Annotated in this window: 14 protein-coding genes and 2 pseudogenes; 11 read left to right on the forward strand and 5 right to left on the reverse strand. The window is 39.7% G+C overall.

The window, feature by feature from the left end; genetic code table 11:
* Nucleotides 1-14: 14 nt before the first annotated feature.
* On the forward strand, nt 15-1,733 hold the full coding sequence (locus BLQ13_RS04365) for a ferredoxin (protein WP_090916361.1): 1,719 nt from the start codon (nt 15-17) through the stop codon (nt 1,731-1,733).
* Between the two features lie 77 nt (nt 1,734-1,810).
* The gene (locus tag BLQ13_RS04370; protein ID WP_090916363.1) at nt 1,811-2,458 is read left to right on the forward strand and encodes a hypothetical protein; all 648 of its coding nucleotides are present in this window, start codon (nt 1,811-1,813) and stop codon (nt 2,456-2,458) included.
* Between the two features lie 337 nt (nt 2,459-2,795).
* On the opposite strand, the gene BLQ13_RS04375 is transcribed toward BLQ13_RS04370, so the two are convergent.
* Together BLQ13_RS04375 and BLQ13_RS04380 are read right to left on the reverse strand one after the other, a co-directional pair.
* Entirely contained in the window at nt 2,796-3,455 is a 660-nt protein-coding gene (locus BLQ13_RS04375; protein ID WP_420848897.1) for a YczE/YyaS/YitT family protein, read from the reverse strand.
* A pseudogene (locus tag BLQ13_RS04380) lies at nt 3,452-3,884 on the reverse strand (GNAT family N-acetyltransferase). Before BLQ13_RS04380 ends, BLQ13_RS04375 begins: the two are co-directional and overlap by 4 nt.
* A gap of 353 nt (nt 3,885-4,237) precedes the next feature.
* Here BLQ13_RS04380 and BLQ13_RS28220 point away from each other — a divergent pair.
* Together BLQ13_RS28220 and BLQ13_RS04385 are read left to right on the forward strand one after the other, a co-directional pair.
* A complete protein-coding gene (locus BLQ13_RS28220; protein WP_139168848.1) occupies nt 4,238-4,384 on the forward strand; it encodes a paeninodin family lasso peptide in 147 nt (48 codons plus the stop codon).
* 424 nt (nt 4,385-4,808) lie between these two features.
* Nucleotides 4,809-5,633: a class I SAM-dependent methyltransferase gene (locus BLQ13_RS04385; RefSeq protein WP_090916365.1), complete on the forward strand. Its 825-nt coding sequence runs from the start codon at nt 4,809-4,811 to the stop codon at nt 5,631-5,633.
* A 144-nt stretch (nt 5,634-5,777) separates the two neighbouring features.
* On the opposite strand, the gene BLQ13_RS04390 is transcribed toward BLQ13_RS04385, so the two are convergent.
* A complete protein-coding gene (locus tag BLQ13_RS04390) occupies nt 5,778-6,407 on the reverse strand; it encodes a hypothetical protein (RefSeq protein ID WP_090916367.1) in 630 nt (209 codons plus the stop codon).
* Nucleotides 6,408-6,666: 259 nt separating this feature from the next.
* On the opposite strand from BLQ13_RS04390, the gene nirB reads away from it, so the two are divergent.
* From nirB to BLQ13_RS04420, 6 genes and pseudogenes are all read left to right on the forward strand, one after another.
* On the forward strand, nt 6,667-9,108 hold the full coding sequence (nirB, locus tag BLQ13_RS04395; RefSeq protein WP_090916369.1) for a nitrite reductase large subunit NirB: 2,442 nt from the start codon (nt 6,667-6,669) through the stop codon (nt 9,106-9,108).
* A 20-nt stretch (nt 9,109-9,128) separates the two neighbouring features.
* The gene (locus BLQ13_RS04400) at nt 9,129-9,494 is read left to right on the forward strand and encodes a nitrite reductase (NAD(P)H) small subunit (protein WP_420848900.1); all 366 of its coding nucleotides are present in this window, start codon (nt 9,129-9,131) and stop codon (nt 9,492-9,494) included.
* A gap of 474 nt (nt 9,495-9,968) precedes the next feature.
* A complete protein-coding gene (locus BLQ13_RS04405) occupies nt 9,969-11,306 on the forward strand; it encodes an ABC transporter substrate-binding protein (RefSeq protein ID WP_090916374.1) in 1,338 nt (445 codons plus the stop codon).
* 84 nt (nt 11,307-11,390) lie between these two features.
* Nucleotides 11,391-12,287, forward strand: coding sequence for a carbohydrate ABC transporter permease (locus BLQ13_RS04410; RefSeq protein WP_090916375.1), 897 nt, complete (start codon nt 11,391-11,393; stop codon nt 12,285-12,287).
* Between the two features lie 31 nt (nt 12,288-12,318).
* Complete coding sequence (locus tag BLQ13_RS04415; RefSeq protein WP_420848901.1) at nt 12,319-13,137, forward strand: carbohydrate ABC transporter permease; 819 nt, start codon at nt 12,319-12,321, stop codon at nt 13,135-13,137.
* 49 nt (nt 13,138-13,186) lie between these two features.
* Nucleotides 13,187-13,381, forward strand: a pseudogene (locus BLQ13_RS04420) (family 43 glycosylhydrolase); the annotation flags it as partial.
* A gap of 691 nt (nt 13,382-14,072) precedes the next feature.
* On the opposite strand, the gene BLQ13_RS04425 reads toward BLQ13_RS04420, so the two are convergent.
* Nucleotides 14,073-14,987: a LysR family transcriptional regulator gene (locus BLQ13_RS04425; protein ID WP_090916379.1), complete on the reverse strand. Its 915-nt coding sequence runs from the start codon at nt 14,985-14,987 to the stop codon at nt 14,073-14,075.
* Nucleotides 14,988-15,659: 672 nt separating this feature from the next.
* Here BLQ13_RS04425 and BLQ13_RS04435 point away from each other — a divergent pair.
* Nucleotides 15,660-16,454, forward strand: a complete 795-nt coding sequence (locus BLQ13_RS04435) for an alpha/beta fold hydrolase (protein ID WP_090916381.1) — start codon at nt 15,660-15,662, stop codon at nt 16,452-16,454.
* Nucleotides 16,455-17,112: 658 nt separating this feature from the next.
* On the opposite strand, the gene BLQ13_RS04440 is transcribed toward BLQ13_RS04435, so the two are convergent.
* Nucleotides 17,113-17,517: an RDD family protein gene (locus tag BLQ13_RS04440; protein WP_090916383.1), complete on the reverse strand. Its 405-nt coding sequence runs from the start codon at nt 17,515-17,517 to the stop codon at nt 17,113-17,115.
* Between the last annotated feature and the right edge of the window lie 40 nt (nt 17,518-17,557).

The raw sequence follows: 17,557 nt of genomic DNA on the forward strand, positions 1-17,557 counted from the left end.
AAGGAGAAAATTGAATGCAACAGTTAATGAAAAGAATTGCCGTATCAGATAAATGTGTAGCTTGTGGATCATGTGTTGTAAATTCTGAATTTCTAACAGAAACCCCTGAGGGTTTTGCCATACCTGTTGATCCAGGATTAATTACCGAAGTGCAGTATCTTGATTTTAAAGAAGTAGAGGTAAGCTGTCCCGTTCAGGCCATATCTGTAGAAGATGAATATATCACAGGACATAGTGGGTCTGAGGCACTTGTAAAGCTCAAAGCTTTGATCTCCGAAAAACTGGATAACTTTTCAATTCCTTATCCCTCCCAATCAGATTATGATTTTGTTGAGAACAACTATGAAGCTCCTCCACTATTAACTAAAGACATGTCTGCCAAAGTGTATAACTCATACGATAAGGCAGATAGAGAAGGCTTTAATGCCTTTAAAGATACGATGTACTCCCAGCAAAAAGCACTTATTCAGGCAGTTTGTATTAATTACAAGACTAAACAACTCAAGAAGTTTTCCTATTATAATAAAACTGAAGGAAATTACTTTTATGATATCAATCGAGAAATAGCTAAAACGCTAGGAGAAGTAGTTGTATTAGGGCAAGCGATCTCTAACAATCAGCTAAATCTCCCTGCCGATTTTAGTGAGTTTGACGTTGGTCCTGATTTTGGCTTTGAAGGAGAATCTTATTGTTATCGGTTGAGGCATTTGGAGCGATACGATTGGAATACCGGAATGAAAGAGGCTGAATTTTTCAAAACTTACATCAACGTTGAAGATTACGGAGATGGCTACAAATATTCACTAGTCGAGGCCGAAAAGACATTCCGTGAATACATTGTATTTGGGCTCTCTATGCAAATGTATAAAGAGTTAGATCCGAAAATTGAAACATTGTATAAGAAATATTCAGAAGTATTCCAGGAGACATTAAATAAAAAGTTAAGCCTTTTAAAATCCGAACTGAAAAAACACATTAATTTAGAAAGTTCACCAAATGTCAATCAAGATGCAATTATTCAACAAATTAAATCTCTCGTGAATGAAACTAAGTCAATCCCATTAAAAAAGGAATCTGTCTTTCGCTCAATTGATACAGATTATGACAGCTCTTTTCGTTTTTCATCTCACAGTAAAGCGAGTGAGGCAGCACAAAATCGTGTTTGGCGGCTGTATAAAGAATGCTCAAATTATTTAGAAATTGGAAATGCAGATAGAATTAGTTTTGACTTAGCAAATAAGTATCAGACTCAACTGGAAAGTACGGTCAATACATTTAAGAAGAAGCTACAAGCGATTTATGATAAACATGGTATGGCTTATCCTAATTTCACATTGGAGCTTGATTGCGGAGCGTATATCATACTTGTAGATCTGTCAGATTATAATCAAGTAACTTCTCACATAAATGGGGGTATTCGCGAATTCATAGATGAAAATGTAATAGGCTGGGGCAGAGGGATAGATAAGGAAAACTACTTCTCTTATAGTGATCTAAGCTATGATGTAATAGAATCTATTACATGGAAGCAAGGCTTATTTGGAGAGAAAGAAGTTCCTGTCTTCTGCTATCATTACTTCAGTGGAGAATTTCTAAGTGGTTTTTATAGAGCTATTGAAGCTTGTTGTGATTATGTATTTGAGAGTGGTTATATGAGAACCTTGGTATTCAAGGTCTACGAATCTTTGCAACAAGAAGTGAAACAAAAAATTATACCTACATTAAAAAAATGATAATTTCTTTAGTGATGATCTACAAAGTAGATAACTTGAATTTTTTAATGTACATAGTTTGATGTGGGAGGGGAAGTATGGAGAAAGATAATGAATTGCTTTTACGTAAAGCTTATGAAAAACTGAAGATTGAATTATCTCAACCTGAAAACCAATATATTGAGCGCTCTGCTGTGCAGTTATTGGATGAGTTAAGCCAAGAAGTTCTTAACTGGAATATTAATGATACAATCTCCATATTCGATAAGTATTGGACAGCCACAAGAGCCAATGATATTTCAAAAGAGGGCACAGCTAAAATTTTCCGTTCAGAATTCAATAATATATTTCTTAAAGATCAAGATGTGCAGAATAAGATTCAAAGTTTAATTTTACTTCGCTTGCAAGAACCGCTTGACTACCGTCTTATTAGTAAAATTGCAAATGTTAAATTAATTGAGCAACTAAATAGAATCCCGTTTGAAAATGGTAGACCACTTTTCTACGTACATCGTTTAGAGATTATGATTTTTCCGCAGCTGTTTACTACTATAGCTGATAGAAATAAATTGGATAAAACAGCAAAACTACTTGGTATTAAAAGTGATAAAGTCGCTTTTGAACGTGTACAGTATCAAATCCGTGAAAAGGTAAACGACTTTATTCACAATGAGAGACTAAGTCAAGAAAGCGAATTTATAAAAAGTGCAATTGCCTGGTGGTTACTTGAAGTAGGAAATAATTAATTAAGTAACATGTATAATGTACGTGTATTATAAAAGTTATAAACGATGAACAAGAACATCTTCCTATTGAAGTCGCTATTATAAGCGGCTTTTTTATTTCGTCGTTACAAGTTCTTATCCTACGCCAAGGACAAAAAGCGTATTTAGGTAAGGATTTTTTGGGAGAAATACGCATTATAGATTAACAAACTGTGTTTTTGAAGGTAAACAAAGGCTGCTAAGCATTACAAAATTGAAATTTAGTAATAAAACTAGCCGCTGAGGGACACGAACCTGTTTCAATTCCTGATTAGCGACAATTCATAAATACTAAAAGTCTTTATATACGCGATATATTCTAAACGGAATGGTTTCCATCGACCTTATTACTTCCTGATTCTGTTAAACTCCATTTTTCTATCATTTCTCCAATACATGGCATAAAAACATTTAAAATGGCCCCACTGAAGCAGACAGCCAGTGCAGTTCCTATACCTATGGGTCCATTAAAAATGAATGCCATGAACAGGATTACAACATTAATCAGAGTTCTCGCAAAAAATATATTCGTTCGAGTTATTTTTTGTAGTGAGAGTGTTAATCGATCGATCGGAATCGGTGCAAAATTGGTCTGTAGATACATGGCCGTTCCTATTCCTGCAACAACCAAACCAGAGCCGAAACACAAAAATTTCAAAAACAATAGATCAGGTGCCACCCAAGTCCGTAACAATAACAGCCAGAAATCAATACAAATGCCTGTTATAAGTGCAGTTACTAAACCCAAATATTCAGGTTTCTGTTTTTGTAGCAACGAATTGAAAAATATCATAACTAGAGCGATGATAATCTCCCAGCTGCCAATAGTTAAACCTACGTTTAGGGACAATCCGACTAGAAGGGCGTCGAATGGAGAGCTTCCAAGCTCTGATTGTATGGTCAACGTAATGCCAAGAGTTAGAATTAAGATACCTATTGCGTAAATTAAATATTGATTTACACGTGATAACGGCATCATTTCGATAATAATTCTTTTACCATTAGATAATGCGGAATTCCATCTTCCATAAATACATCGGAGGTCGTCTTGTATGTGATAAAACCCCTCTGCATGTGTCTGTCCGTGTAATTTAACTTTGGATATTCCTTTATTTTCTGCAATTTCTTCCAGTGATCTAACGATTAATTTCCCAAGACCGTATTGGCGATAAGGTTTTAAGATACATATTCGATCGAGTTTACCTACGCCATCTTGAATAATAATTCTGCCTGTTCCGGCGGGTAGTTCATTAAAATAGACCAGGATGTGCTCACACTGTCCATCTAAATTATCATAATCATCAAACTCATCTTCAAGTGGTACATTTTGTTCTTTCACAAACACCTCTTCTCTAATTTCAAAAGCGATCTTGAGCTCCTCAATGGAGTCTATTTTTTTTGATTTCATTTCTAATAATCCTTTCAGAAATTCATTTTGTAATTAAAAACAAATTAAACGTCCTTTTAGATGATTATAAATGATAATATTTTTGTTGTAAATACAACAAAAATGGGGTAAGGGACTAGAATTACGAAAAGATGGTTCCGATCAAGGTAACCGATAGATGAATTAGCACCGTCTTTATGTGGGATGTCGCACTTCATATAGAAAGGGATGAAATAGTTGTTTACTTGGATACGTATTGTGTCTTATAATTTTCGAAAAGATACATATTGTATCTTAAAAGATTTGTATTGCGCAAGTAATGTAAGGGTGCTCGCGTCTTGGTTCTAGTTTTTGTTGAAAGGAGGGGACAACTGATGGAAACGAAAAAAGCGCCTTGGCAGGAACCGAAATTAGAGGTTCTGGATGTGCGACAGCAAACGATGGCTGGCCGTGGATACAAGCAAATTGATTGGATCTCCGAACATGATGCAGACCTCTATAATCCAGCGTCCTCAAGTTGAAAATCGTATTCTTGCGCAAAAGGTCGCCTGTGGGCGGCTTTTTCGATGCTATGATGAGGGACAAGAATGTGTTGTGTAATTCATTATGCCGTTCGACAAACATTGTCTAAATAATGCCTCCACAAAAAAAATATTTCTCCAAAAAAGGCTTATACAGACAGTTCATAATATATAGCGGAGCTTGTTCCTTCAAATCCAATGGTTGAAACACCTGTGATACACCAAGGTGGATGACAAACAAGTCACCTTTGGAAACCAAAATACATTGGCCCCAATCTAATGAAGGCCTTCTTCTTCGTATACATAAGCGATTTCAACAAAATCATGGTGATGCATCATCGTAAACGGCTCTTTTTTGAATTATTTGTTATGCTAGAACAGCTTCTACACCATTTATAGTGTTGTGAGAGGGGATTGGGTCATTTTGAATACATCTAAACAAACGATGCCTCAGAATTCCAATGATCTTTTTAGTAAACTTGGAATTTATAGCGTCCAAAGTGTTTTTATTATTTTTTTCTTGCTGTTAACCCCTGTCTACTATTTGAACAAATGGGACTTCAAACGTCACAAAAAACGGAAACCTTTCTACACTAGTAAATTGGTTCGATTGCAAGAGCGTTATCCGATTTTCTACGAATTGGCCATGTACGTTCAAAATTTCCCTATTCCTCGTAATGTCTACAAAGTTCTACCCCCTTTAAAGGGCGATGTTCTACAAGTGGGCTGTGGTACAGGTTTATTGAACAAGTATCTTCGCAAGCAGAAGGATGTTCGTTTTCTCAACATGGATCCGAATTTAAATGCTCTAAAACTTGGAAAAAAGTGGGGAAGGTTTGATTCTTATATCCATGCTTTCATTGATAAGCCGACTTCTTTACCTGACCATAGCTGCGATATGATTTTGTTTGCAAGAAGCTTCCATCACATTCGCTATCATAAAAAAGCCTTCATAGAGAGCTGCAGACTGTTACGTGACGGTGGATCTATTATTATTGCAGACCCGGTTGTTCTCAAGTCTCTTTCAGGTTCTGTAACGGACGGTGGATATATGGCGAACTCTTCGATTGATGGTGTAATTTGGAGATTTACCAAAGAAACATTAATTACTCACATAGAGCGCTGTCTTCCTCCTGAATTAAAGATTGAATCCGTAACCGAAACGAGACAAGTGCATGTAACGAATTATAATTTATTTGTACCTCAGACAGATATCGTAGTGGTCCTTCGAAAAAGAGAGGCTGTATAAAATGACAACTAAATCTATTTATGGTGTTTGAAATCTTTAGCATTATTCAATGTTTATCCGTTGTTCAGCCAGAAACATGTCTAGCGGATAAATTAGCTAAAGGTACCTCTCCACAGAGGTGCCTTTTTTGGTTTATGATAACGTTCAGCCACTAAATAATGATTTCCACCTGTTTCTAATCACTCCAGGCTCATTGTAGTGACTATTCTCAAGTTTTGGTTTTAACTTCCAAAAACCTTTTTCCCACTGTGAACAATCGGGTTCAATATATTGAAGTCCGCTAATTACAGAATCAATATCAGAAGGGGAGAGATCGATGAGTTCTTTTTTATGGAATAGGGCTGTAAAGCCGTGTTCAATAGAAATTCTGCAGTTTTTGTTAAAATTAAGGGAATAGTATGAATGCCCATCTTTAGCATATTCATGTAGAATCTGAAGTATAGGAAGACCTACATATGAATGGAGGTCCTCTATTTTTTTAGGATAAATCGATTGAAACGAGTGATTTTGTTCATCATATATCTCATAAGCAATGCCGTATAATTGCCATTCCAACAGACTTTCTAAGAAGATTGTATATATCTCGTGAAAATTTTTTTTAACAAATTGAATTGTACTTAGATCTTCCGTGGTTAGTGCATATTTAGTATCGATAAACGTATTAAGCGAATATATCTCCGTATTAAATAAATCTACCGAAGCTTTAACCTCCAATGACCCTTCCCAACTTTCATATTTTTCGATGTATCGCAATTGATCTAATGTTCTGTTCATTGTTCACCTCATAATTAATCTTTATTGAACATACAGCTTTCTCATAAGAACTAATATCCTCCATGACAAGTAGGCAGAGAGAATCAGTGTTTTCTTGTCACTCTGTATTTTAACAAAAAAAGAGTTGCCCTATATAACCTTCTTTGATATAAATACAATAAATACTGCCAAAAATGGCTCAATTGTATATTTGATGTTTAGTAGGTTACAAGTTTTCTTTGTCATGGATAGGAATATATAGGTAGTAGGAGGTTTTAGCATGGTAAAAGTACAAGATCGTCGGCATTTAGTCTTGATTGGTAACGGGATGGCTGGGATCAACACGGTGGAACAGATCTTAAAACTGGCGCCCAGCACCTACAGGATTACCGTATTTGGGAGTGAACCTTATCCCAACTACAATCGTATTCAGTTATCGTATGTGCTAGAGAAGAGTAAAGCAGTAGAAGACATTATTTTGAATGACAGGAACTGGTATTTAGAGAATGGAATAGAGCTATATACCGGAACGACTGTAACACATATTGATACGGAACAAAAAATTGTGAAGGCAGACAATGGTATGGAGGTTCCATATGACAAGCTCATTGTTGCAACCGGTTCCAATCCGTTTATGCTTCCGGTACCAGGAGCAGATAAAGAGGGGATTGTAGGTTTCAGAGATATCGCAGATTGCCAAAACATGCTGCATGCAGCAGATCAGTACAAGAAAGCTGCTGTTATTGGTGGGGGCCTGCTGGGATTGGAGGCTGCCAAGGGGCTACTCAAACTGGGGATGGATGTGACAGTGGTCCATCTATTCGAGGAGATAATGGAACGTCAGCTCGATCATACCGCCTCACTAATGCTTCAGGCAGAGCTGGAAAGCCAAGGATTGAAATTTGCTACCGGCAAACAGACTGAGGAGTTTCTCGGAGATGATCGGGTCAGCGGGATTCGTTTTACCGACGGAACGACGCTGGATGCAGAATTCGTAGTCATGGCGGTGGGAATTCGACCAAACACTGCATTAGCCAAGAAAAGCCGCATTGAGGTTAATAGCGGGATTCTTGTGGATGATTATATGCGTACTTCAGCACCGGATGTTTATGCAGTAGGGGAGTGTAACGAGCATCGGGGCATTACATATGGGCTGGTAGCTCCACTATTTGAACAGGGAGCTGTTCTTGCAAAGCATCTGTGCGGAGTGGATACGAAGCCATATGAAGGATCTGTGGTATCTACTCAACTAAAAATATCTGGTGTAGACGTGTTCTCCGCTGGTGAGTTTATGGATGCAGAAGGACTGTCTATAGTGCGGATGCATGATGAGTGGTTACGTATTTACAAAAAAGTGCTCCTGCGCGGCGGACGGATCGTCGGCGGTGTTCTGATTGGTGACGGAAAGGAATCTTCCAGACTGCAGCAGTGGATTCGAACAGGCACGGTAATGACAGAAGCCATTCATAATGCGATTATGGGACAAGCCTCGGTCGAAACCGGAAATACAGCCGCAGAGCTGGCGGATGAGGAAATCGTATGTGGTTGTAATGGTGTGACGAAAAAACACATTGTGGATGCCATTAACGAAAAAGGATTAACCACGTTAGAAGAGATCAAGGTGGCGACAAGTGCATCGCGTTCTTGTGGAGGTTGCCGACCGGTTGTAGAGCAGATTCTTCAATATGTGCTCGGAGACAAGTATGATTCAGCGGCGGCGAAACAGGAAGCAATCTGTTCCTGTACCACACTGAGCAGAGATGAAGTCGTGACGGCGATTAAAGAAAAGGGGCTGATCACATCTAAAGAAGTAAGATATGCGCTGGAATGGGATAACCCGGAGGGCTGCTCTAAATGTCGTCCTGCGCTGAACTACTATCTGGGTATGATCTGGCCAACTGAGCATGTGGACGAGAAGGATTCACGTTTTGTGAATGAAAGGATGCATGCGAACATTCAAAAGGATGGAACATTTGGCGTTGTGCCGCGAATGTACGGCGGGGTAACCACTCCGGACGATCTCAGACTTATTGCTGATATTGCGGTGAAATACAACGTCAAGCTGGTTAAAGTAACCGGTGGTCAGCGGCTGGATCTGCTTGGGGTCAAAAAAGAGGACCTACCAAAGATCTGGAAGGACCTTGGCATGCCGTCCGGTTATGCATATGCGAAGGCGCTTCGCACGGTCAAGACATGCGTGGGATCACAGTTCTGCCGTTTTGGTACGAAAGATTCGATGGGGATGGGAATACTGCTTGAGAAGAAGTTCGAGCGGTTAGATATGCCGGCCAAGTTCAAGCTTGCCGTTAACGGCTGTCCGCGTAACTGCGCGGAGTCAACAACCAAGGATATTGGGATCGTCGGTAATGAGGGAGCTTGGGAAATTTACGTTGGCGGTAATGGTGGAATTAAAGCCCGACTTGCTGAACTGCTGTGTAAGGTGCGAACAGATGAGGAACTTCTGGAGATTGTCGCCGCGTTCATGCAGCATTACCGGGAGACAGGCAAATATCTGGAGCGGACCTCGGAATGGATTGAAAGGATGGGATTGGAATCCGTCACGGAAGCTGTAGTCAATGATCCGGATAACCGCCGGGTTTTGGCTGAGCGAATGGAGGTCGCTCTGACGCAGGTGAAGGAACCTTGGAGTGAAATCCTGAATAATTCGAATTTAAGAGAAAGGATGTTTGAAGAGATTAGTGTCTCTACGAAACAGGACTAGAAACAGGAAGGGGCTGCATGATGGAACCGATAATGAATAAAAATGAATACACGTATTATCTTGTTGGCAATGTAGATGATTTCACAGAGAGACTGGGACGAGTAGTGCGCTTAGGTAATGAAGAGATTGCGATATTTAAGACAACGGATGGACATATCTATGCTCTTGAGAATAAAAGCCCTGGTCCGCGCGGAGGCACGATTGCAGAAGGAATTATATCCGGGGACGTCCTGTTCGACCCAATCTGTGACTGGAAGATTTCGTTGACGGATGGTCAGGTGCTTGATCCTGATACGGGACAGGTTCGGACTTATCCGGTTCAGGTTCACGTAGAAGAGGTACGAGTTGGATTACTGAAGAATGGGAGAGAGATTTCCCATGAGTAAAGACCTTCAGAACAAGAACGAATGGGTGCTTTAATTGTGGAGATTGCGAATTATTATGAAAGTCAGCGAAGTGGAGTAAGACAGATTAAAAGCTGAGAACACAATATCTAGATTAAAAGGTTCGAATAGATGGGCTGTAAAACATCACTCATATCATGTCGAGGGACAAGAACATGATCCCATTAAAGTCGCTATTTTTAGCGGCTTTTTTTATTTTATCAGTACTAACAAGTTCTTGGTCAGTCATGATTTGTCAGTGGACAAGAACATCGTTTCATTTAGGTTAGAGCGCCAGCTTTTTCAAAGAGTAGCGTCTCCCCATAAACTTTATGATTTTATAATCAATTGGTTATATAAAGCTTATTTCATATATATATTAATACGGCACGGAAAGCGCTTACCGCTTAAATTAACAGAACTAACTAGTCAGCCGACTTTTCAAATGCATAACAAAAGAGAGAGGATGACGAACAAATGAAAAAACGCAGTGCTTTAATCTCCATCGTTACACTCCTTATTATGTCACTTGTTTTTACTGCATGTGGTAATTCTTCTGGTTCAAAAACGGAAACAAAGCAATTAGGCGCTAACGCCGGTGAGAATGCTACAGAATTATCATTTTGGACATTCGTAGATTTGCACGGCAAGCATTTGGATAAAATGCTGGGGTTATGGAACGAGCAGAACCCAGATAAACAGATTAAGTTGAATGTAACGGTTATGCCTTACGACGATATGCATAACAAGCTCTTACTGGCAGTTACAAGCGGAAAAGGTGCTCCTGATATCGCAGATATTGAGCTTGGTAAATTCCCTAAATTCTTGGAAGGTGACAACGTTCCCTTGGAATCTTTGAATGATGTATTTACACCATACAAAGACACTGTTGTTCCTTCACGTGTCGAGATTTACTCCAAAGCCGATCAGGTTTATGGCTTTGATTATCACGTAGGTGCTACGCTTGCTTTCTACAACACTGAAATTCTCGAACAAGCAGGGGTTGACTACAAGACCATCAAAACATGGGAAGATTACAAACAAGCAGGCATCCAGGTGTACGAAAAGACTGGCAAGTACTTAGGTACTGCTGATACGTCAGCTTCGTTCCAAGCATCGCTGCTACTAGCTCAGCAAAATGCTGATTTTACAGATGAAAATGGTAATCCAAAAGTGAATTCGCCTGAAATGATTAAAGCGCTTGAAATGTTAGTCGATCTGCAGAAGAACAATGTTATTCATACGATCCCTGGCGGACAACCCGACACAGAAGAAGCAAAAGGCGAATATAACAAAGGCAACTACGCAAGTGCATTAATGCCTGAGTGGTACATGTCCCGCTTTGTAAACGAAATGAAAGACCTTAAAGGTAAGTATGCAATAGCTCCATTACCTGTATTCGAAGAAGGTAACCCTCGTTCCGTTGGCTTAGGCGGTACTGGCACAGTTGTTACTAAAAATGGTAAAGACGTTCAGTTGGCAAAAGAATTTGTAGCCTTTGCTAAGCTTTCGAAAGAAGCTACTACTGAAATTTGGAATACACTTGGATTTGACCCAATCAACATGGAAGTATGGAAAGATGATGCAGTTACGAAAAACCCTGAAAATGAATACGTCCAATATTTTAAGACAAATGCATTTGATACTTTGAATGAAATCAAGGACGAAATTAGAGCGATAAAGTCCGTTAAAGCTTCACCAACCATCGGCAATATATTCAATACGGTTACTTTGAATGCGATCTTTGAAGATGGCCAAGACGTGAAGGAAGCGTTGGATGAAGCACAAGCAGCAATTGAACAAGAATTGAAATAAATATAATAAGTAAATGATTCGATTAAACCTGTTGGCAGGTATAGTGGTCGGCAGGTTTAACCATAGTTAAGGGAGATTGAGAATATGATAAAGAAATTTGTATACTCTCAAAAAGTTGCACCTTATGTTTTTGTATTGCCATTTATACTCATATTTTTGATCTTCTGGTTATATCCGCTTGTAAATTCATTCGTAATGAGTTTTCAAGATCGGATGTTGGGGCAGGATCCTAAGTGGATTGGTGAAGCAAATTATTCGAAATTGCTTACAGATAAAGTATTTTTGATATCTATTAAAAATAGCGTTGTGTACATGTTAGGAACCTTAGTGCTGTTAATTCCCTTTCCCATGTTATTCGCCGTTATGATCAACAGTAAGTTAATGGTGGGAAGAGAGTTTTTTAAATCTTCGTTCTTTCTCCCTGCCTTGACATCTGTCGCAGTTGCGGGGACCATTTTCCGTCTTACATTCGGTGAAATGGAAGGTTCATTAATGAACAGTTTCCTGGGTCTATTTGGTGTAGAGCCTATTAAATTTTTGAAAGACGGAGCATGGAGTATGGCAGCACTGTTAATCCTCGCATGTTGGAGATGGACGGGCGTGAATATACTTTACTATCTATCCGGTTTGAAAAGCATTGACAATGAATATTATGAGGCTGCTTCAATTGACGGAGCATCTGCTTGGCAGAAGTTTAGAATGATCACAATGCCATTATTGAAGCCGACCACGGTATATGTTACCACAATTAGTGTTTATGCAGGTTTAGCCATGTTTACCGAGAGTCTGATGATGTTCAACGGTAACAAATCACCCCAAAATATTGGCTTAACCATTGTTGGATATCTGTATAGACAAGGGATTGAGCAGAATAAGCTGGGTTACGCAGCTGCGGTTGGTATCATTCTGTTAGTCATTGCTATGGTTATCAATTTAACACAGTTAAAATTTAGTGGAATGTTCAAAAAGGAGGAGGATTAAAGTGGGCAGAAGTCAGACAAGGAGTGATTTCATCTCTAGAATAGTAATTATTTGTTTCTTTATTATACTATTCGTTATAATTATGATCCCATTCTACGCAGTGGCCCTATCTTCCTTTAAACCAGGTGAATCATTAGTTAGATATGGTCTTAACCTAAGTTTGGATTTTGAAATCATGAGTTTTGATAATTTTATTTTTCTGTTTACTGGAGAACATGATTATTTTGTGTGGTTTTGGAATAGTATGATTCTAACAATTGTTCAAGTGGTTTTAACACTTTTTGTAAGCGCATTTGTTGGATATGGTTTTGCAGCATATCATTTTAAAGGTAAGAACTTCCTCTTTATATGTGTTTTGCTCATAATGATGGTGCCTTTCGAAATACTGCTGGTTCCTTTGTACAGCCTAATTAATGATTTGGGAATGGTGAATAGCTATTCGGCAATCATTCTTCCCGGTATAGCGAATGCCGCGACCATATTTTTTTTCAGGCAATATCTACGAAGCATACCCAAAGAGATTATTCAATCTGGGCGGGTTGATGGCGCAAACGAGTATGCGATTTATTTCAGACTAATTATGCCGATTATGAAGCCATCCTTTGCAGCAATGGCTATTTTGAATGGGATGAATAGCTGGAATAATCTGTTGTGGCCATTCATGGTGCTCGGAGATCAGAGTAAATATACACTTCCAATCGGTTTGAAAACGTTGTTAACTCCTTATGGCAATAACTATGACCTATTGATCGTGGGCTCCTTCTTCTCCATCATTCCAATTTTCATATTATTCATTGCTTTTCAGAAATATTTCATAGACGGTATGACTGCTGGCGCTGTTAAAGGGTAATATATATTATGATGAAACAGGTGATAAGTTACATCAACTACTGTAGTGATCGCACACGACGGAAACGAACGAAAGCTTGTTCGACCATCGGATGTACGTGCTAGAGAATGAAAATGACAATCCACTCGAAGGTAGTTGGATGGAAAGGGGACAGGTTCATACCAGATGGGAGAGCTTCGCCCTCGATGACACTACCTTTGAGCATAATGGCAGCCGTTATTACGTATGGGCACGTGAAAGTCCCTTTTTTATGTTACTGAAAGTAGGTCTTACAAATGTATGCTAATGATTTCAAGGGAGAAATTGTAATAAATACAGAATCGCAGGTAGTTGAGTTTATTCGAAATCGTCCAGCATTTAATGCCCCTTTTACGAGAATGTTCATGGCGCAGAAGTAGTTTTAGCAAGTACAATGGTTATTACTGTTAAACAAATGACTGATGCGTGCACAGAATTTTTCAAGAATTAAAATCGGTACAGGACTGGCTGCCGCGATGATCGGCTGGATTCTTGCCATGGGCAACTACGACGGAGCGTTAGTAAAGTAGGCGGATTCAGCGATTACCAGCATTCTGATTCTGACGGTATATCTTCCTTTGGTGATATTCGTTCTTACGTATATCTGCTTGCGCAAGTACGATTTGGATGAGAAGTATCCTCAAATAGTAAAAGAACTGGAAGAACGCTCGAATTCTTAGGAAGAACAAGATTGCAGTTGAAAGCGGTAGCATATTTTCGAAGCAGGATGTTACTTTAAAGAGGCTGTCCCGAAAGCCTTTAAAACAAACATCGGTGAAGAGAATGAACACCGATACGTTCAAAAAGGATAACGAAGTGGATCATTCTGCTTTGTCCTGCTCAAACTAGAGAATTACATCCAAAGTGATTTGCTGATCTAGGAACTATTTTTCGGTTCGGTATGCGACATTTTTATATCAGATCCGTTCTATTGAAGTTCGATTGGAAAAATATTCGATCAATGCCCGATAAAACACTTTGGAAGGCGTGTTCAATACATGTTTTTTGTGCCGGACGATGCCGTGAACGAAGGTGACTTGTCGAGGCAGCGGGAGCGAGATGACGCTGCCTTCCGCAAGTTCCTGCGCCACAGAGATTTTCGGCACAAGAGCAACGCCAAGTCCGCAAGTCACGACCTGTCGTACAAGTTCGGTACTTGCAAATCCGGTCGAACGGATTCCGGGGGGTAGCCCCATTTCGCTTAACAGTTTGAGTCCTTCCGTATGATATACGCAGCGGGAACCGAAACCGATCATCTGAATCCCCGAAGTATTTTCCCATCCTTCGTTTTCGATCAAATGAGCCAGATTCTTGGAGGCGACAACGATCATTTCCTCTTCGATCAGCGGTTCAAAAATCAATTCTTCTTTTTTGGGGTCCATCGGTACGATTCCGAAATCGAGTACATGAGACTGAACCTGTTCAACAATGTCGGCTTGAAACCCCGTTTCTAGCAGCAGATGGATTTCTGTATATTCCGTAAAAAAAGAATGCATAAAATTGGACATTCGTGTCACCAAAAAAGATTCCAATGATCCCAAACGCAACGTGCCTCGGGGATGATCCAAATTTTCCAATGCTTCTTCGAGCGAATAACCCAACTGTACAAATTTTCGGGCATAACGTGCAAACTGTTCGCCCGCTTCAGTCGGTTTTACGCCACGGGGAAGTCGGTGAAAAAGTTTTTTATTACAGCTTTGCTCCAATAACTGGATCTGTGAAGTAACCGTCGATTGTACATATCCCAGCTTTTCAGCGGCACGGCTGAAATTTCCTTCTTCCAATACTGCCAAAAAAGTGAGCAACGATCGTCCTTCCAAGGTCTCCAACATAACTTTTCCTCCTAGGTATCGAAAAAACAAATGGATTCTATCATATCTTTTCGTTTTTAAAATGGATAAACCGATGATAACATGAAGATGTTCTCAAGCCAACAACATCTTCAAGGAGGAACCATCGTGATGAAGAAAAGCGGATTTCGATTAGGAATTTATGTGTTTAAAGATGCGGAAGTCATCGATTATACCGCACCTTACGGCGTGTTTTCGGTAGCGAGAAGACTTGATCCGTAATTGGACGTGTTTTTGGTAGTAGACTCGCCTCGTCCTGTATAAATTCAGGCCGGGTTGACAGTAATTCCGAATTATTCATTTGTCGAAGAACCGGATTTAGATGCTTTTCTGATTCCTGGGGATTCGGAACACGCCATGAAAGGCATAACGGTCGCTTGTATCGCTATATACGCTCTCTTTCAGAACAATGTTTACGGAAAAATGGGATTGCTTGACGGCATCGCCGCAACGAGCTACAAAGCTCCCGATCGTTTGGCTGAGCTTGCGCCGGCCTGCCGCATTAGTTGGAACTGGGATTTCATTTGCTCAGAAAAGTGGGTTATGACGAAGATTTCATTACGGAGGTAGCCCGAATCAAGGAGTAATACCGCGCTTATGAAATCTACCGTGACGATATAGAGTGGAACGCTTAACTACAAGGGGGAGATTATAATGTTGCATACAGCTAATGGTCATTATGTTGAGGTCGAGGAAAATGTTACTCTTTATGTGGAAGATGTAGGCGAAGGCAGACCTGTTGTATTTGTGCACGGCATGCCTGTCAATCATAGGATCTACGAGTATCAGCAATCAGTACTGCCTCAACATGGTATCCGTTTTATCGGAATCGATCTGCGAGGATACGGCCGTTCCGACCACCCGCTGAACGGGTACACTTATGATCGAATGGCAGACGATATTAAGGCAGTGATCGACCAGCTTAATCTCAACGAAGTTACACTGGCCGGTTTTTCTATGGGCGGCGGCGTTGTAACGCGGTATATGGGCAGACATCTGGGACATAAAGTTTCCAAACTGATGCTTTTCGGAGCAGCGACGTTGAGTAAACTTCCTGAAGAAGCGGTAAACGGATTGATCGCCGGACTTCAAGCCGATCGGCCGCAAACGCTAACGAACATGTTTAAAGGTTTTTTCCACACGGTGCCTTCCCAAGGGATAGAAAACTGGTTATGGCACATGGGGATGAAGGCGAATGTTCATGCCACGATCGAAACGGTAAAAGCGATCGGCTGCGAGGATCTTCGCTCCGATCTTGAAGCCATCCGTGTCCCGACACTGATGCTGCATGGAGTTCACGATCAAGTGTGCCCATTCCCCGCCGCCGAACAAGCTCACGAAATCGTATCGACGTCAAAACTTGTTCGTTTTGAAAACAGCGGACATGCCCCTTTCTATGAGGAAAAAGAAAAATTCAATCAGGAAGTTATTGAGTTTGTATTAGCCTAAAAGAATACGTATATTTTTCGTAAGTCTTATTTATCCATTTGGACTTGTCGGTTTTATTCGGCAGGTCCTTTTTGTTTTCTATCGAATCACTGCAATTACGAATGACACAAAGTTGCCCCCTAGACTGGAAAAAATCACCGAAGAAATACAGATCAAGTTTTAAATTTACTCAGCCATATTTCCAATGAAGCAAAATCTCCGTTCCAGTGTTGAATAGGGTGAGAACTCCAAACTGTCGAGTGGGATAATGTAATCTGTTTCTGTAGCTAACCTGCATGTTAGCTTACTTAAATGTAAGTGAAGAGGGAACAGGGAACAGTAATGATGGATTGTAATATGAAGTGCGACACCCGCTGGAAATAAATAAAAAATGGCCCATGGTAAGTATCATTAATATTAAGCCACTGCAAAAGGAAATATAAAATAAAATATTCTGAAGCAAGGCTTGTAATAGTTAGAGAGATGTAATTCAAAGAATCTCGGGTTTGTAACTTAAAATTATAGTCATACGAAGTTGTAGAAGTTAGTTGTAGAAGAAATGGAATGGAAACATCAACTGATACATATGTACAAAATACGAGTTTTGTGAAACAGTACTTAAGAAAATAAAAGAACCGCTATGAATTTATATCCCATTGCGGTTCTGCTCATTTTTAACTTAATCCCACACAACTTCTGTTCCTGCTATAAAATCATGTATTGCACGACGATCCTCTCGCATACCAACCATAAACGCGCTCACAATAATTCCAATACCTAGCGTCAATACGTACACAAGTCCAGCAACTAAAACTCGCATTAACATTGTAGTAATTTTAGGCGGTTCTTGTGTATCATAGATTTGAATTCGAATCCCACAAATTCGTTTACCAACCGTTCGGCCATACCAATAAACAGGTAAAAAAATCGCATATAACGAACTTAATATCTTCGCAATTGGTTCATCTGAATCATAATTACCAGTAAGCACACCTGCGATGATTACTGTTGGTATTCCAATAATAAGTCCATCCAAGAAACTTGCTGCAAGCCTAATCCAAAAACCTGATTTGTACAAAATCATTTCCTCCAAACTATTTTGTCATACCTTGATGCATGGTTAT

This window comes from Paenibacillus polysaccharolyticus (genome assembly GCF_900102085.1).
Taxonomy (GTDB): domain Bacteria; phylum Bacillota; class Bacilli; order Paenibacillales; family Paenibacillaceae; genus Paenibacillus; species Paenibacillus polysaccharolyticus.

Excerpts from the sequence above, each read along its gene's own strand:
- BLQ13_RS04410 (WP_090916375.1), top strand. The coding sequence starts at position 11,391 with ATGATAAAGAAATTTGTATACTCTCAAAAAGTTGCACCTTATGTTTTT.
- BLQ13_RS04400 (WP_420848900.1), top strand. The coding sequence starts at position 9,129 with ATGGAACCGATAATGAATAAAAATGAATACACGTATTATCTTGTTGGC.
- BLQ13_RS04405 (WP_090916374.1), top strand. The coding sequence starts at position 9,969 with ATGAAAAAACGCAGTGCTTTAATCTCCATCGTTACACTCCTTATTATG.
- BLQ13_RS04370 (WP_090916363.1), top strand. The coding sequence starts at position 1,811 with ATGGAGAAAGATAATGAATTGCTTTTACGTAAAGCTTATGAAAAACTG.
- BLQ13_RS04390 (WP_090916367.1), bottom strand. The coding sequence starts at position 6,407 with ATGAACAGAACATTAGATCAATTGCGATACATCGAAAAATATGAAAGT.
- BLQ13_RS28220 (WP_139168848.1), top strand. The coding sequence starts at position 4,238 with ATGGAAACGAAAAAAGCGCCTTGGCAGGAACCGAAATTAGAGGTTCTG.
- BLQ13_RS04435 (WP_090916381.1), top strand. The coding sequence starts at position 15,660 with ATGTTGCATACAGCTAATGGTCATTATGTTGAGGTCGAGGAAAATGTT.
- BLQ13_RS04440 (WP_090916383.1), bottom strand. The coding sequence starts at position 17,517 with ATGATTTTGTACAAATCAGGTTTTTGGATTAGGCTTGCAGCAAGTTTC.
- nirB (WP_090916369.1), top strand. The coding sequence starts at position 6,667 with ATGGTAAAAGTACAAGATCGTCGGCATTTAGTCTTGATTGGTAACGGG.
- BLQ13_RS04425 (WP_090916379.1), bottom strand. The coding sequence starts at position 14,987 with ATGTTGGAGACCTTGGAAGGACGATCGTTGCTCACTTTTTTGGCAGTA.
- BLQ13_RS04365 (WP_090916361.1), top strand. The coding sequence starts at position 15 with ATGCAACAGTTAATGAAAAGAATTGCCGTATCAGATAAATGTGTAGCT.
- BLQ13_RS04375 (WP_420848897.1), bottom strand. The coding sequence starts at position 3,455 with ATGATGCCGTTATCACGTGTAAATCAATATTTAATTTACGCAATAGGT.